Genomic DNA, 16311 nt, shown 5'->3' on the forward strand with positions numbered 1-16311 from the left:
ATTCATCAAATGTTTTTCGTAGATTTGCTACTGAGTTAAGGCTCATGAAAAGTTGTTTGTTTTATTTTGTAGGAAATTTAAAATAACAACTTTTCTTCCTTTTTAGAAAGTTATCCAATTATCATCGGGTAGAGTATTTTATACCTTTCTTGAAATAAAAAACTATAAGGCATTTCAAAAGAAAGCACTGTATTTTCATAAGAATATGCTAAAGGAAGTGTATTTCCCCAATCTGACCCTTCTTTATCGAACTTGGTTACTACCGAAAGTCCTTTAATTTCTGTTATTTCATAGCTCATCTCTTCAAGATTGGCATGAATATGAAAAAGGGAGTGATCACCTTCTACTTCCAATGCAATAGAAGTACCTCCTACAGATAATTGATTTTCTGCTGACTTGCCAACTTGTCCTCCTTCCATAGTTTCAAAGGAAATCTCTCCGCTTTGAGTGGCATAAAGAATAGTTTCAAAGTTTGAGTTGTCAGCTGCAATAAGTTTCACTTTTTCTAAACCACTAGGCAAGGCTGAACCTTTTATATAAAGTGACGAAGTCGAGATTTGTCCATATGATACACCGAAAGTACTGAGTATGACACAAGACAGAATAAATAATAGTCTAAGTTTAGTGTTCATCTTTAAGTTTAAAAATAAATTGAAAAAAGCTTTAAGTACACAAATATTATTGTTTGTTTTCTTATAGAAATACAAATTACATTAACCAAAATGGTATAAACAAAATTAAAGTATGCTATTTATTTTTTTATCATTCATTTCCTGTAAAACTGACGCTTTGTCAGTAAATCTGACATTTCTAATTGAATATTCACATTGGCACACTTCATGCAAAAAGGGCAATGAAGATTATTTTTTCTTCTATACTTTTTTGAAAAACAAAAATTACAAAAACAGATAAATAAAAATGTCACAAGTAAACATTAAACCCCTAGCAGATAGAGTTTTAATTGAGCCTGCAGCTGCAGAAACTCAAACAGCATCAGGTCTTTTTATTCCTGATAACGCTAAAGAAAAGCCTCAAAGAGGTACTGTTGTAGCGGTTGGTAATGGTACTAAAGATGAGCCTTTAACTGTAAAAGTTGGTGACACTGTCATTTATGGTAAGTACTCTGGAACTGAATTAAACGTAGACGGAAGTGATTATTTAATCATGCGTGAGGCTGATATCTTAGCGATCGTTTAATTGAATTTATTTAGTGGAGGAAGATCCACAATTATTAAAACAAAATTTCAACAGAGAGACTAATAGGTTTCTCTAATAAAAATATAAAAAATCATGGCGAAAAATCTTCATTTTGATACAGAAGCAATCGAAGGATTAAAGAAAGGTGTTGACGCATTAGCGAACGCTGTTAAAGTTACTTTAGGACCAAAAGGACGTAACGTAATTTTAGAAAAATCATTTGGATCACCACACGTAACTAAAGATGGTGTTTCAGTTGCTAAAGAAATCGAATTAGCGGAGCCAATCGAAAATATGGGTGCTCAATTAGTGAAAGAAGTAGCTTCTAAAACTGCTGATGAAGCAGGTGACGGTACTACTACTGCTACTGTATTGACACAAGCAATCTTCACTACAGGTATCAAAAACGTTGTAGCTGGAGCGAACCCAATGGACTTGAAACGTGGTATCGACAAGGCTGTTAAAGCAATTGTTGGTGAATTGAAAAATGTTTCTAAGACTGTTGAAACAAACAAAGAAGTGGAGCAAGTAGCAACTATCTCTGCGAACAACGATGCTGAAATCGGTCAAATGATCGCTGAAGCAATGGAAAAAGTGGGTAAAGATGGTGTGATCACTGTTGAAGAAGCAAAAGGTACTGAAACTGAAGTAAAAACAGTGGAAGGTATGCAATTCGACCGCGGTTACTTATCTCCTTACTTTGTGACGAACACAGAGAAAATGGAAGCGGATATGGAAACTCCATTCATCTTAATCTACGACAAGAAGGTTTCTACAATGAAAGAATTACTTCCTGTTTTAGAAGCTGTTGCTCAAACTGGTAAGCCATTAGTAATCATCGCTGAAGATGTTGATTCTGAAGCTTTAGCTACATTGGTAGTAAACAAAATCCGTGGTGCATTAAAAGTTGCTGCTGTTAAAGCTCCAGGTTTTGGTGACCGTCGTAAAGCAATGTTACAAGACATCGCTATCTTAACTGGTGGTACTGTAATCTCTGACGAGACTGGTATGAAACTAGAAGATGCGACTATCGATATGCTAGGTACTGCTGAAAAAGTGATCATCGACAAAGACAATACAGTTGTTGTTAATGGTGCTGGCACTGCAGATGCTGTTGCTGCTCGTGTTGCTGAAATCCGTGTTCAAATCGAAAACACTACTTCAGACTACGACAAAGAGAAATTACAAGAGCGTTTAGCGAAGTTAGCTGGCGGTGTTGCAATTATCTACATTGGTGCGGCGACTGAAACTGAAATGAAAGAGAAGAAAGACCGTGTTGATGATGCTTTAGCAGCTACTCGTGCAGCAGTTGAAGAAGGTATCGTTGTTGGTGGTGGTACCGCTTTATTGCGTGCTGCGTCTACTCTTGACGCTGTAGAAACTGCTCACCCTGATGAAGCTATCGGTGTTCAAATCATCAAAACTGCAATCCAAGCTCCTTTGAGAACGATCTTGGGTAACGCTGGTTTAGAAGCTTCAGTAATCGTAAACAAAATCTTAGAAGGGGAAGGTAACTTCGGTTTCAACGCTCGTTCTGAAGAGTACCAAGACTTAGTTGAGGCTGGTGTAATCGACCCAACTAAAGTAACTCGTTTAGCGTTAGAGCACGCTGCTTCAGTTGCTTCTTTATTATTAACTACTGAATGTGTAGTTTCTAATGAGAAGGAAGAAGGTGGTGCTGCCGCTCCTGCTATGCCTCCAATGGGTGGTGGTATGCCAGGTATGATGTAAGAATTCATCAAGTAGTTATAAATAGTAATCTGAATAGAAACAGACAACTTATAATAAACTAATTCTGTCAGATTGCTCCAATCAAAAAGAGTTTGCTTAATTTATTTTAGGCAAACTCTTTTTTTTATTTATGTTCTGATAATATTCGAACCAGACAATGAATTTTTGCATCAATATTTTCTAAGTTTTTTTTCACTACCTTCAAAAGTGTTTCCTTTTCATTCGTTGGAACATTTACAGTATCAAATAATTCTAGTACGCCTAACGAAGTGGTCAAATCACCTCTTAACTTATGAGATATATAATCCAAGGCTTTTGATAAAACTAAATTCTCTTCTTCAACTTTCATCAAGTATTGAAAAATATCTTTTTGGTCAGTATACAGAGCAACAACTAAATCATTATTAATTTTCTGTACTCTATTTGTTCTATACAATGATTTGAATTCATTGACTACATATTCTTTATTTGGAAAGATCTCTGTTTTTCCAGTCTGATAAACTTTCTCTAATATTTCAACCAATCCAAATTCAAAAATATTTGGAAAAACGTCCTGTAGTTTTCGGCCAATTACAACTTCATCATTATCAAGCCCGTCAATTTTCCTTCCCCAAGGATTATAATACACGAACTCAAAATTATCCCTGCTTAAACGTTTGTATACGGCAACTCCAAACTTACAAGTCTCGTAGTTTTTTATCAAGTCAATTTTCATAGTATAGTCAATATGTCACTTTAGGGTGTTTTAGTCTTATTGAAGAAGAATTCAAGTAGTAATTAAAAATTAGTTTTGCAGTTGTTTATTGATCAGAAGTAATAATTGTTTTAATCAATTTCAAAAATATAAGTAACTAATTAAAAGCAATTTAATCTTATTTTTTAATTATATAAATATTTAGTATAATATTTACACAATTCACATAAACAACAATAACATATTGTCATTTAATCTAAAACCAAGTAAGTACAAAGACAAATGAAGAAGAATATTTTTTATCATGCTTTTCATTCTTGCCTTTTACTCAATACTTGGAGCGGTTTGATTATATAATGATACTAAAGTGTGAAAATACAGCCAATTTTTACTATGCTTCATTTTGGCATTTTAAAGTTGGTTAAGGGTAAGGGCAACTCATGATTAAATATCAAAAAAAAAAGAGTTTGCTTAATTAATTTTAGGCAAACTCTTTTTTTATGTTTTATTTCAGTATTGGTCAAACATCAGTTTTTAGCAGAAACACCTGTTGAAAGTAATCTTACCAGACGGTGAATTTTAGTATCAATTTTTTCTAAGTTCTCTTTTACAACTTTCAGCAACGTATATTTTTCTTCTTGAGATACATCTACAGTCTCAAACAGTTCAAAAACACCCAAGGAAGTTGATAAATCACCTCTCAGGTTGTGTGATGTATAATCCAAAGCTCTTGATAAAACTTCATTCTCATTTTCAATTTTATTGATATAAGAAAAAAGCTTAGACTCATCAGAATAAATGGAGACAATCAAACCACAGGATAGTTTTTGTACCCTATTTGTTCTGTACAATGTAGTCATACTATCTACTACATAACCTTTAATAGGTAATTCTGCAGCATTTCCTGTAGCATATACATTCTCAAAGACCTCTATTAATCCAAACTCAAATACATTGGGGAAGATATCGTGTACTTTTTTGCCTACAATTTCAATTCCTTCCACTCCATCCATCTTCATTCCTGATGGGTTATAATACACAAATTCATAATTATTTTTACTCAAACGCCTATAAACTGCTACTCCGAGTTTACAGTTTTCATAAAAATTCAGTAGCTCTTCATTCATATTTTGGGTTTATTATTCACTTTTTAAGGGTTAAGAACAAACTAAAAATAACACTAATCAACAGAATATGAAAGCGTTATAAGTTAATATAAGATGAAATCTACATCAAAATAGTACAATATGGTATTCTAACGGAATCTTATAGGAATAAATCACTAGCAATTTGATCGGCAAATAATTTCCCTGATTCTGACAAAATCAGTTTATTTCCCTTCCAAACTAACCATCCCGATTGATTCATTTTTTCTAATTCTAGTTCTTTCTCCTTCTTAAGGTCAAACTGATATATGTTCTTTAAATGCATTATATCACACCCCCAACTCGTACGTAAGGTAGTAAGAAGATATTCATTTATTCCGTCTTCTCTTGTCAAATGCTCTACTTCACAATCTAATTTTTGGTGTTCCAATATTGATTTATAGTATTTTGGGTTGTTTGAAACATTATATTGTCTGAGTTTTTTACCATCAAATGAATGTGCTCCTGGCCCAATACCTAAATAAGGTTTTCCCTGCCAATACGAACTATTGTGTTTTGAATAATAACCTTCTTTGGCAAAGTTTGAAATCTCATATTGCTCATAGCCTTTCTCTTTTAAAGTCTGAACTAGATATTCAAATTGTTCAGCAGCAAACTCATCTTCAGCAGGTTTGAATTTCCCCGTTTTTGCCCAATTCCCTAAAGCTGTTTTTTGCTCCACCGTCAAACAATAAGAAGAGATATGAGGAACGTTCAATTCTAAGGCTGTGGAAAGATCGTTTTCCCAAATGGAATGATCAGGAGCTGGAATACCATAAATCAGGTCAATGGTAAGATTAGAGAAACCGGCATCTTGAGCAAGTTTTACACATTCTTTACTTTCCTGTGCATTATGTGCTCTGTTCATGAGTCTTAAATGAGGTTCATGAAAAGACTGCAGCCCTATACTTAATCTATTCACTCCTAACAAAGAGAGTTCTTTTAATTTTGAAGCTGTTAAATCATCCGGGTTCGCTTCTAAAGTCAATTCTAAATCAGCGGCATCAACTTGAAAGTTTTTATGAATACCATCCAATAATTTTTCAAGTTCATGAGTAGACAATATAGATGGAGTTCCTCCTCCGAAATAAATTGTTTTAATTTTTTCAGAAAAAAAATCTTTTTGCATTTCAATTTCCTTCAACATCGACTCAATCACCAAGTCTTTGGTTTTCAACGATGTGCTGAAGTGAAAATCACAATAATGACATGCTTGTTTGCAAAAAGGAATATGTAGATAAATACCGCTCACTGATTTTTTTTAAAATTATTTGAACTTTTTTTGTCTATGATGCATCTTTGGTTGTCTATATATAAGAATACAGAAATTATGTAAAGAAATTATATATACACACTCTATTCATTTGACGATAATATTGTTTAGAAACACCTTTTGTTAAAGGTGTTTCTTTTTTTATGCCTTCGCCTCTCCTTCTGTCAGCATCCCCCTAGTGATACAAACTTGAGAAAGAATATATGCCACCATAATATAAGTTTCAGGAATGTGATAGGATTGAAAGTTTTTAAACCCAATCATCATATCAGAGCAAATGAATAATAAGCCACCAATACAGGTAAGTACTCCCCAGATATTTTTGATTCTGAACATTCTTATCACTGTAAAAGAAAACATTATTGAAATAACAATACTGTAAAGCATAACAGGTACTGCCATCACCTTATCATTACCTCCTATTTTATGTCCTAAAAACGCACCAACGGCAATTAAGGGTAAAGTCACAATAAATATCCACTTGTAATCCCCTTTAACGCTTGAAAAGAAAAGTGCAATGCTATAAAGAATATGACAGATTAAAAAACTTACTAAAGCTAACACCATAATCTCCATATCAACACTAAACATCATATATAGATCTCCTAGCCAAGCGAAGAAAAAACCAATCATCATACTTTTATAAATGATGGAGTTTTCTGATTTCTCTTGCCAAGATGTTGAAAAATAAATGGCAATAAATGGGACAATAAATGGCTTTGTGTAGGTGATGAGGAATTCATTCTCAATATGATTCCCAAATAAATTGAGAAGTGAGATACTTATAAATATTAACCAAAATACGTTTTTCTGTGATCGGTTTAATGGTTCCTTTACTGCTTTTGATGATTCTGACATTCTTTCTTTATATTTCTACTTTTAAGTAGTACTTACTGTTTCAATCTAAAATAAAAAGACTTTGTATATTATCGTAATTAACAATATACAAAGTCATATTTAATGTATAATAATTCAGCAATGTTTATTCCCAAGGCTTCTTATTAGCTTCTTCGTCACTCATTGACTCTACTTTATCTCCATTTGAAAGTGTCTCTGAAACCACTCTGAAAGGTCCTTTTACCACTACATCACCGTCAAAAATACCATCCACAATTTCAATGTTCTCAAAATCACTCACTCCTGTTTTCACAATTCTTGCTTCCACTTTTTGAGATTCTTTATTGTAAACAAAAATTACTTCTTCTAACTCATTATCTTTTGCATTAGAAGAAATTTTCACCTCGTTCTCGTTGCCTTCATCATCTTCGTTCTCCTCCTCGTTTTTCTTCAGTTCAAATCTCTTTCTTGTCGTCACTGAAGTTAAAGGAACAATCCAAATATCGTTTTTCGTCTGAGTAATGACATCTACACTTGCAGTCATACCGGGTCTGAAAGGAGATTCAGAACCTTTATTCTCTGCTAATAAGTTAGTGTAAGAAGACGGTAAAATTCTGATCTTCACCTCAAATTCTGTCACTACATCTGTACTAGTCGTTTCATTGGCAGAATTAGCGATAGCTGTTACTACACCTTTGAATTTAAGATCTCTGTAAGAATAAGCATCTACATCAATAATTGCTGTATCACCTACATGAATACGGATAATATCGTTTTCGTTGACATCTACCCTCGTCTCCATTTCTGCTAGGTTTGCAATTCTCATCAGTTCTGTTGCTGACATCTGACGGGCACCCACTACCATTTCTCCTTTTTCCACTGACAACTTAGAAACCACACCAGACATTGGAGCAAAAATCTTTGTCAGCATTAAACTTTCCTTTGCATCATCAACTTGAGCAACAGCACTTTTAACAGTATATTCTGAAGCTCTAACACTTTCTTTTGCCGCTTTTAGGTTGGCTTGTGCAATTTCAAATTCAGCTTTACTATTTTCATAATCCTGATCAGAAATCACTTTATCTTTCCAGAGATTCTCATTTCTTTTAAAAGTAAGTTCTGCTTGACGTAATCTGGCTTCATTCTGTGCTTCATCTGCTCTTGATCTTGCCAATTGTGCTTTTTGAGCATTTAAAGAGGCTCTTGCCTGATCTAAAGCCGACTGAAAGTTGTCAGGTCTAATTTGTGCCAATAATTGTTTAGTGTTAACAGAATCACCTTCTTTGACATAAAGTTCTCTGATTTCACCCGAAACTTCAGAAGAAAGGTTCACTTCATTAATAGGCTGTACTCTACCTGATGCAGAAACCTTCTCTGTGATAGTTCCTTTTGTAGCTACTGCAAATTCTACTTTGGTAACTACTTCCTTATTTTTATTGTAAAAATATCCTGCAACTGCTAAAGCAATAACTACTATTCCGAGGCCAATATAAATTTTAAGTTTCGATTGTTTGCGTTTCTTTTTCTTAGCCATAGTGCTCTAAAAATTTTCGACAGATTGTGTTTAATTTCGATCAATTTGAATTAAAAAAGTAAATTAATAGAATACTTTTAAAAGTACCACGTTATACTAATATAACTTTATTATTATGTCTATTTATCATAGTTTATTCGACTTGATGCTTGGAAAGTGGATGCTTTTTCACAATAAAAATTATCCTTCCGGCAAAATTTTAAAAATCACGACTGCTTGGATTGACTACTTAAACACCTATCAGTTGTCAATTACTATTCAACAAACGGAACAAGAATCTACATTAGTTCGAATCCCTCTTGAATATGACTCTGAGGACTACTACATCAAACTTTTAAGAGGAAGCCTTGGTGTTTTGTTTGATTCGAAAGAAGAACTTGATGAGGAATTAGTTTCTCAGCATTAAAAAAAATGAGAAGCTTTACGTGAAAGCTTCTCATTTTTTTATTAGAATCTATGTTCTGTCAAACTATTTTCTTATTACTTTTTTCACCACTCTGCCTTTTGAAGTCGAAATATCAACATAATAGATACCTCCTGACAAACGTGATAAATCTAATGTCAATTCGTAATTAGAAACTTTTTCCTGGCCAGATTTAACAACTCTACCTGTGTTGTCTCTCAGCTGATAAGTTACATTTCCAACTAGACTTTCTCCAAATACCTTAATCAATGATGATGTAGGGTTAGGATAAGCCAGCACTGCTTTAGAAATTTCGTTATCTACAATTGAGGTTACATTATCAATAGAATATGTTAAATCATTGATATTTGCTCTGATTGTAAATTTACCTGTTCCTTCCACTGGAATATCATTACCAGGGCCAGATGTAGGTTGCAGTTCGTTTTTCGCCTTGTATCCCCATTCTCCTTTATTCCATTCTCTTTCGGCAATAAATTTGAACGCTTGTCCTTCTGTAAGCTGAACACCTTCTAAGACATATCCACCTTCACCATCAGGTTGCATCTCAAGTGCATTTGATGGATTCCAGTCCACATCTAGCACATCACCTACGATATATAATTTCTTGTTGTTCTCTTCAAAATCAAGAAAAACAGGACCTTCAGATACGTCTGAATTGGCATCATCAAATTTCAACGACAGCTCAAGAGGTTTTGCTTCAGCTCCTAATTCTAAGAATTCTCTTGGAACAAAAGATGCTACATACTTATCGCCTTCTTTTGTCATTGTCATTGACTTTTCATTGGTAATATTTCCAGATCCATGCTGATCTAAAACTACACCTGCAGTCATTGAAATTGTAGTTCCAAATTCTTTATCACTTAAAGCAGGATTGAAATAAACTTTGATTTCCTGGTCTTCTGTAAAACCGTATGGTGTTACTTCAACCATTGGCATGTAACCTGTCACCAAACCTTCTGCAGGGTATTCTACTTGTTTATTTACTAAAATGATGAATTCTGAAGCATTTAAATTGACTGTTCCACTACCTGTATAAGTTTTGCCATTTTCAAAGTAGCTATACCAAGTATCACCATCAGCACTAAAGTCATATGTATGCTCTTCTAATGGTTTCAAACCAAAGTTACCAATCATTCTAACTTTAATATCTGTACCATTTAAAGAGATTGTTTTCACTTCATCTGCAAGATTGAATGTATAATCATCGTTGTCCAACGCACTCAAACCTTGCTCTGCTCTTAATTTCAATAAAGCGGCATAAGTATCATACAACTGCTGGCGGATCGCATCATTTTGCGTATCAAATTCAGAAATTAATGGCTTTCTAGAAGTTCTGTGATCTCCACTTACTTCTCCTTGATATTCTTTTTGGTTGATGGATACATTGTACCCCACTTCTCCAAACTGCCAGATCAATTTCGGTCCTGGTACCATAAAGAAGAAAGCTGAAGCTAGTTTTTCTCTGTCAATACCGTTCTGAAGCACTTTTAAATCATATGCTTGAGACTTTGTACCATAATTTTCAGAATCATAAATAATTCGCTCTTCATCATGAGATTCCATGTAAGACATCAAACCGTGAATTGGCATACCTCTATCTTTTGGCGACTGCCCTTTTAGGTCTTTGTTTGTTCCTTTTACAACATCTCTGAAATCATGACTCATATTACCCCATAATGAGATACCAGCATTTGCCAATTCTACTTCCTCATCATTATCTGATAGATGTTCGAAAATCACATATGCATTTGATTTTCTTGCATGGATTTCATCTTTCATTCTTGTTAGAATTTTCACACGAGCAGGATCATGCTTACTTCCCCAGAAATCATCCTCACCTTTAATATCATTACTGAAACCTTTAGTAAAGTCAAATCTGAAACCATCTACATGATAGTATTTCATCCAGTGTGCGTTCACACTATCAACTAATGCTTGAGTAAATTCACTTTCATGGTCAAAATCAGCACCCCACTGTAAACCTTCATTTTCGAAGTTAGATTTCTCATTAAACCATGGGTTCTCCTTTATAGGGTCAGCATATTCACCATCCTTATTGTACATTCTAACCATTGGCGATGAATGGAAGGAGTGGTTTAATACCAAGTCAATCACTACTGCGATACCTTTTCCGTGAGCCTTGTCGATGAACTCCATCAACTTTTCTTTTGGTCCGTAATATTTATCCGGAGCAAAATAGAAGTTAGGGTTGTAACCCCATGAATCGTTACCTTCAAACTCATTGACAGGCATTAAATGGATTGTATTAGCACCCAAATCTTTGATGTAATCCAATTTCCCCATTGCTTCTTCATATGTATCTGTTGCCACAAAATCTCTCACGTGCAACTCATATACTACAGCTTCAGCCAAAGGAACGGGTGTAAAACCATTATTTTGCCATTCATATGTTGGTTGATTGATCTGTAAAACAGAAGCTCTTTTATCTGTTTTTCCTTCAGGATAAGCAATAAGATTAGGATATCTTGTATGTCCTTGGTTGATGTACTTATCATCAGGATCTGAAACCTTTTCTGTGTAAGGGTCAGCAATTTTCAATACACCATCAATCAAGTATTGATAGATATATTCTGTATCAGCGTCTAATCCTGTAAAAGTATACCACCAATAGTTAACACCATCAACTTCATCTAATTTCATTGGGTAAGCAGAGAGGTCACTCCAATCGTTAAAGCTACCAATTACATTGACAAACTTCTTCTTGGCAATTGGATCCTGTAATACCACTGTTACTTCAGTACCGTTATAGTTTGGTCCTAATAAAGTAGCGTATTCAGGTCGTTTTGCTTTCTCAACCGTTTTACCAACAACGTAATTTAATGTTTTAGTATCTGTAAGTCCATCAGCAGCAGCCGATACTTCAATTTTTAAGTCACCTGCATCTACACTCTCAATTGAATAAGTAATGCTTGTACCTTCTTTTGTAGCAACCTGAGTGTCATTCACTTTTATCGTTAACTGAGAAGATGAAGGAGATGAAGCTTCAATATCTATTTTATCACCTTCAACGAATAGATCCGATGCTAGTGGTTTTATCACATTAATAGAAACAGACAAAGGTTCAATAGGAATCGATAAATCATCTGTTTTGCCGCCACCATCTTTTGTCTTCACTAGACCTCCCACTGCTTTGATTGCAGTTGGATTGTCTGCCGCACCTAATATTTCAGCAAGATTGTTATATGTATTCTCTCCAGAAGTTACAGGAAAAGTAAATGAGAATACATTATCCGATTCTTTTTTCAGTTTAGCAGCATCAGATGAAGCGCCCCAATCACCATTAGTTGCAAAATCTCCAACTCCTGAACTCCATGCCCATAAATATAATTCATCATTACCAGCAACAGGTGTTCCTGATACATCTATCGTAATGACAACATTGCTTGTTAGAACATTAATTTTTTCAGGTGCAGTAGTAACTTGTGCATTCGCCCAAATAGGAAGCACCAAAAGCACATAGACCAGCCAGACAGCTTTTTGTAAAAGTCCTCTCATAATGTAGTTTAAAAAGATTTCATTTTCATATTCAATGATAAAGGTATGAATATCACTAAATTATTTCAAGTTTACAAACATTTGATTTTGTGTTATTTACACACAAACGGTAGCGCAATCGGTTGAGATTTATATTAATTTATGTTCTCTGAGTAAAATTTGATTTATAAAGTGTTAATACAATAAATAGGCAACAATTATAATTTTCATTCTGAATTTTTCACATAAAAAATGAACGCTTCACAAAGACGTAAAGCGTTCATTTTATTTTCAATTCAATAGAACATTAGTTCTAAAAATTTCCGTTATCTAATTTACAATCGGTGTCCTTGAATGAGTACCACTATTGTTTCCTCTATTGAAGGTACACGTCACAGTATAATTACCGGCTGTACCAATCTGAATAGAAGTTTGGTTTCCACCTCCTTCTAAGACATCATCAGAGTCCGCTGATTTACCCATTTGATAATCCCATGAGTCATTAGCTCTGAACTTGTACTCTCCCTCAGCTAAGTAACCTGTGAAAGTCCAAGTACCTGCATTTGTATCATAAACCATATCTGTATCAGGATCCCATCCGTTTGGAGTGGCATTACCAATGATACCCCAATAATCATCATCAGGAAGGGTCATTTTGGTCAGAGTATGTGTTTTGCTTGCAGCATTTATGGTAATCTCATACCAACCGTCTGAGGCAACAGCAATGTTGGCACTTGGGAAGTTATTTGACCAATCATAATTCTCTCTGAACTTAATTTCTCCTGCAACAAGTTTAAGTTGAATGGTATAATCATCACCCGATACATTTTTCATGATGGCATCTTGGATAACATCCCATGTTCCTGTTACGGCAGAACCTACCACACCCCAAACTTTGAATGGAGTAACAGATACAGTCACCTCATCTGAAGCTCCAGTATCACCATCACCGTATACGGCAACGACTTTTAGATTAACATCTCCCGCAGATCCAGGTGTTCCGCTTGCTCCTAATGCTCCTCTATTTAAATCCACAGTTTTTAGTGTAGCAGTTAGAACATCTCCTCCTACCTGCATTAATACATTATCTCCAATTTGAACACGGTAGTTGATCGGTGTTTCCTTTCCTCTTACTGAAGCCGTCCAAGTCACCTCAGTAGCAGGTGCATAGAAATTAGCTTCACTTAGAGCAAATGATGATCCTGCTGTTGGTGAAGTGACTTCAGGAAGAGTAATTGGTTCTTTACCTAAAATTGAATAAACTGGCTCAGCAGGGTTGATCAACGTCATGATCATTTTTGCTGTTCCTTCACCTTTCATACCTGTTGTACCGTTCAATACTAGCAAGTTACCTTCTCCAGCACCGAATGAGTGGTTGTCACTTCCTTTAAAGAAATACTCTTTACTTGCTTCCAATGTTACAGAAGCTTCCCAACGTACTTTTGAGGCTACATACCCCATTGTTGCTACTTCAGTACCTTCTTTGTCAACAACCATCCAATTCATTTTCTCAAGTGTGTACTTAAGTCCTGAAGTAGACATTGATACATAGTAGTCACCTGCATCTGGAACAGGAATATTTCCTGCATTTGGATCAATATCCAGATCACCAGAAAGTTGGTCAGCAGCTGATGATTTGAAACCATAGTTTGTACCACTCCATGCAGGACCAGTAGCAAATTTGAAATTCTGATTCAGGTTAAGATAACCAATAAAAGTACTAGCATTATTTGTTGGGTCAACCTCCACAACTACTGTCTTACCATTATCAGGGTCCCAACCTTGATGATCACCAGGTACGCCCAATTTTTTATCCGTAATAACAGGCTGATAATAAGGTGTAGCTTTAAACTTTATTTTATCAGATGTAGTCGAATAAGCCTGATTGTCAGGATCAGCTTCTGACATCGTTGCTAAAATCCAAGTCTCTACCTCATGCTCTACTTCAGGTGCAAGACCTAAAGCAGCCATTGCTCCATTCAGCTCTTCTACCTTTGGAGAGGCTGTTGTATCACTTTTTGTGATCGTAGCAATTGTTTGAACACCATCCGCATTGACCGCTTTTACCTGAATAGCGTACTTTCTTTCTGTGTTAAGATTAAAACTAGCAGAAGACCATACATAAGTGGCAAAAGTTGTAGCAGCACTATCTTCTACTAATAAGTATTGTGCACCTTCAACAGGCCCTGATGTTATGACAGGGGGTGTAAAATTTGATGAATCACCCAAAACCGGTTCTCTTAGATTTTTACATGAAAATGCAAAGAGTACCAATAATAAGTATATATGTATCTTTTTCATTTTTTATCAATTTGATTTATTAGTAACCAGGGTTTTGAGTTAAGGTTGGATTGGCACCTATCTCATTTTGAGGGATCGGGAATAAATTCTTGTAAGATTCCACTGCAGCACCTGTTTCACTGTTACCCTTGTAAGGCCAAACGTACTCACTTGAAGTTAAAACACCATATCGAATTAAATCTGTTCTTCTATGGCACTCCCAGTATAACTCTCTAGCTCTTTCATCTAAAAGATCAGCAACTGACCATGTATCAGAAATATCACCTTGGTTTGCACGCGTTCTGATTTGATTGAGGTAAGTAGTAGCTGTAGCTCTATCGCCAGTACCTCCTCTTGCAACTGCTTCAGCATACATCAGCATTGCATCAGACAATCTGAATAAAGGAAAGTCAATATCTGGATGAGACTTATTTTTTCCTATTGTATTACTCTGATCAAGGTTCTTATATTTCACTACACCTACACCACTTTTGAAATCATAGATATCATCGTTGGTAGGACGCATCAATTCTCTATTGAACATTGCTCTAGTATCAGTACCTTCTGCGAACTTAGCCACAAATTCTTCTGTAGATCTGTGTCCACCCCAAGCATTTGATGTACCATAGTTATCTTCCAAACCACTCCAGTCTGTCCATAATGAAGCTGAAAGTACAAATGTCATTGCACCAAAAGATTGTGTTCTTGCACCATCACAAGGCACTGTAAAAATAAGTTCAGGGCTTAAGTGATTATCTGCTCTGAAGTTATTAGCATAATCAGAATTCAATGTATAACCTCCATTATCAATCACTAATTTTGCATAACGTGCCGCTTCAGTATAATCTGCTGCTACTCCTGAAGGGTATCTTGCAGGAATAGTAGAATTACCATCGTAATCAAACGTATAAACATTCTTATTCAAGAATAATTTTGAAAGTAGCATATATGCAGCATACTTACCTGCTCTTCCATAAGGAGCACTGTCCACAAGCTTCTCATCGCCAGAACCATCCGTAATCTCTGTTAACTCATCAACCACGTATTGGAAAATTTCTGCTTTCTTTTTCTGCTGTGGGTTAAAACTACCTACAGGATCAGCCTCTGTTACGAAAGGAACATTACCGAATAAATCAATTGCATACCAGTAGTACAAAGCTCTCAAAAATCTCGCTTCTGCTCTAAAGCCTTTGATTGTATTGATAAATGCTTGGTCTGTAACACCTCTTGCTGCCAACTTATCATCTGTTGATTCTCTGATAAATTCATTAGCATAAGAAACACCAATAAAAATTCTACTGTACAGTGCTGTTACATAACCATTTGAAGCAGCATAGCTCAATGTTGTATATCCAAATGAAAGGTCAAATTCGTTTTGCCAGCAGTTGTTCGCTTCATCTGTTGGATATTCCATTGCATAAAACAAACCTCTTAAAAACTGACCGTGACCTTCGTCAATACCATTTATATCACCATCACCTGATGGACCTTTCTGACCAGACAAAGATAAGTTACCGTATACTTTTGATAATACTTTAAGGTAATTCTCCTGGTTTTTGTAAACGTTATCACTGACTTCTACCCTTGGGTCGATCGGTGATGTATCAAGGTCATTTACACAGCCTGTCATTGAAAATGATGCTACTGCAACTGCCCCTAGAATAAATTTATTATATATCTTTTTAAAATTCATGATGCTCT

General features: G+C 35.2%; 12 protein-coding genes. 3 read left to right on the forward strand and 9 right to left on the reverse strand.

What is annotated here, in order from left to right:
* Positions 1–110: 110 nt before the first annotated feature.
* Positions 111–632, reverse strand: coding sequence for a hypothetical protein (locus HHU12_RS07020; protein WP_169656046.1), 522 nt, complete (start codon positions 630–632; stop codon positions 111–113).
* A gap of 286 nt (positions 633–918) precedes the next feature.
* On the opposite strand from HHU12_RS07020, the gene HHU12_RS07025 reads away from it, so the two are divergent.
* Complete coding sequence (locus HHU12_RS07025) at positions 919–1197, forward strand: co-chaperone GroES (RefSeq protein WP_044210941.1); 279 nt, start codon at positions 919–921, stop codon at positions 1195–1197.
* 93 nt (positions 1198–1290) lie between these two features.
* A complete protein-coding gene (gene groL / locus HHU12_RS07030; protein ID WP_169656047.1) occupies positions 1291–2928 on the forward strand; it encodes a chaperonin GroEL in 1638 nt (545 codons plus the stop codon).
* A 124-nt stretch (positions 2929–3052) separates the two neighbouring features.
* Here the strand turns inward: groL and HHU12_RS07035 are convergent, their stop codons facing one another.
* From HHU12_RS07035 to HHU12_RS07055, 5 genes are all read right to left on the reverse strand, one after another.
* The gene (locus HHU12_RS07035; protein ID WP_169656048.1) at positions 3053–3643 is read right to left on the reverse strand and encodes a hypothetical protein; all 591 of its coding nucleotides are present in this window, start codon (positions 3641–3643) and stop codon (positions 3053–3055) included.
* Between the two features lie 506 nt (positions 3644–4149).
* Complete coding sequence (locus HHU12_RS07040) at positions 4150–4749, reverse strand: transcriptional regulator (RefSeq protein WP_169656049.1); 600 nt, start codon at positions 4747–4749, stop codon at positions 4150–4152.
* A 139-nt stretch (positions 4750–4888) separates the two neighbouring features.
* A complete protein-coding gene (gene hemW, locus HHU12_RS07045) occupies positions 4889–6019 on the reverse strand; it encodes a radical SAM family heme chaperone HemW (protein ID WP_169656050.1) in 1131 nt (376 codons plus the stop codon).
* 162 nt (positions 6020–6181) lie between these two features.
* Positions 6182–6898 (reverse strand): lysoplasmalogenase, encoded by a 717-nt coding sequence (locus HHU12_RS07050; protein WP_169656051.1) that lies wholly within the window; start codon positions 6896–6898, stop codon positions 6182–6184.
* A 124-nt stretch (positions 6899–7022) separates the two neighbouring features.
* A complete protein-coding gene (locus HHU12_RS07055) occupies positions 7023–8411 on the reverse strand; it encodes an efflux RND transporter periplasmic adaptor subunit (protein WP_169656052.1) in 1389 nt (462 codons plus the stop codon).
* 115 nt (positions 8412–8526) lie between these two features.
* On the opposite strand from HHU12_RS07055, the gene HHU12_RS07060 reads away from it, so the two are divergent.
* Positions 8527–8817: a hypothetical protein gene (locus HHU12_RS07060; protein WP_169656053.1), complete on the forward strand. Its 291-nt coding sequence runs from the start codon at positions 8527–8529 to the stop codon at positions 8815–8817.
* Positions 8818–8880: 63 nt separating this feature from the next.
* Here the strand turns inward: HHU12_RS07060 and HHU12_RS07065 are convergent, their stop codons facing one another.
* The 3 genes from HHU12_RS07065 to HHU12_RS07075 all read right to left on the reverse strand — a co-directional run bounded on the left by HHU12_RS07065 (position 8881) and on the right by HHU12_RS07075 (position 16303).
* Positions 8881–12351 (reverse strand): alpha-amylase family glycosyl hydrolase, encoded by a 3471-nt coding sequence (locus HHU12_RS07065; RefSeq protein WP_169656054.1) that lies wholly within the window; start codon positions 12349–12351, stop codon positions 8881–8883.
* Positions 12352–12660: 309 nt separating this feature from the next.
* Positions 12661–14631, reverse strand: a complete 1971-nt coding sequence (locus HHU12_RS07070) for a SusF/SusE family outer membrane protein (RefSeq protein WP_169656055.1) — start codon at positions 14629–14631, stop codon at positions 12661–12663.
* A 19-nt stretch (positions 14632–14650) separates the two neighbouring features.
* Entirely contained in the window at positions 14651–16303 is a 1653-nt protein-coding gene (locus HHU12_RS07075) for a RagB/SusD family nutrient uptake outer membrane protein (protein ID WP_169656056.1), read from the reverse strand.
* Between the last annotated feature and the right edge of the window lie 8 nt (positions 16304–16311).

Origin of the sequence: Flammeovirga aprica JL-4, assembly GCF_012844305.1 — a bacterium.
GTDB classification, from domain to species: domain Bacteria; phylum Bacteroidota; class Bacteroidia; order Cytophagales; family Flammeovirgaceae; genus Flammeovirga; species Flammeovirga aprica.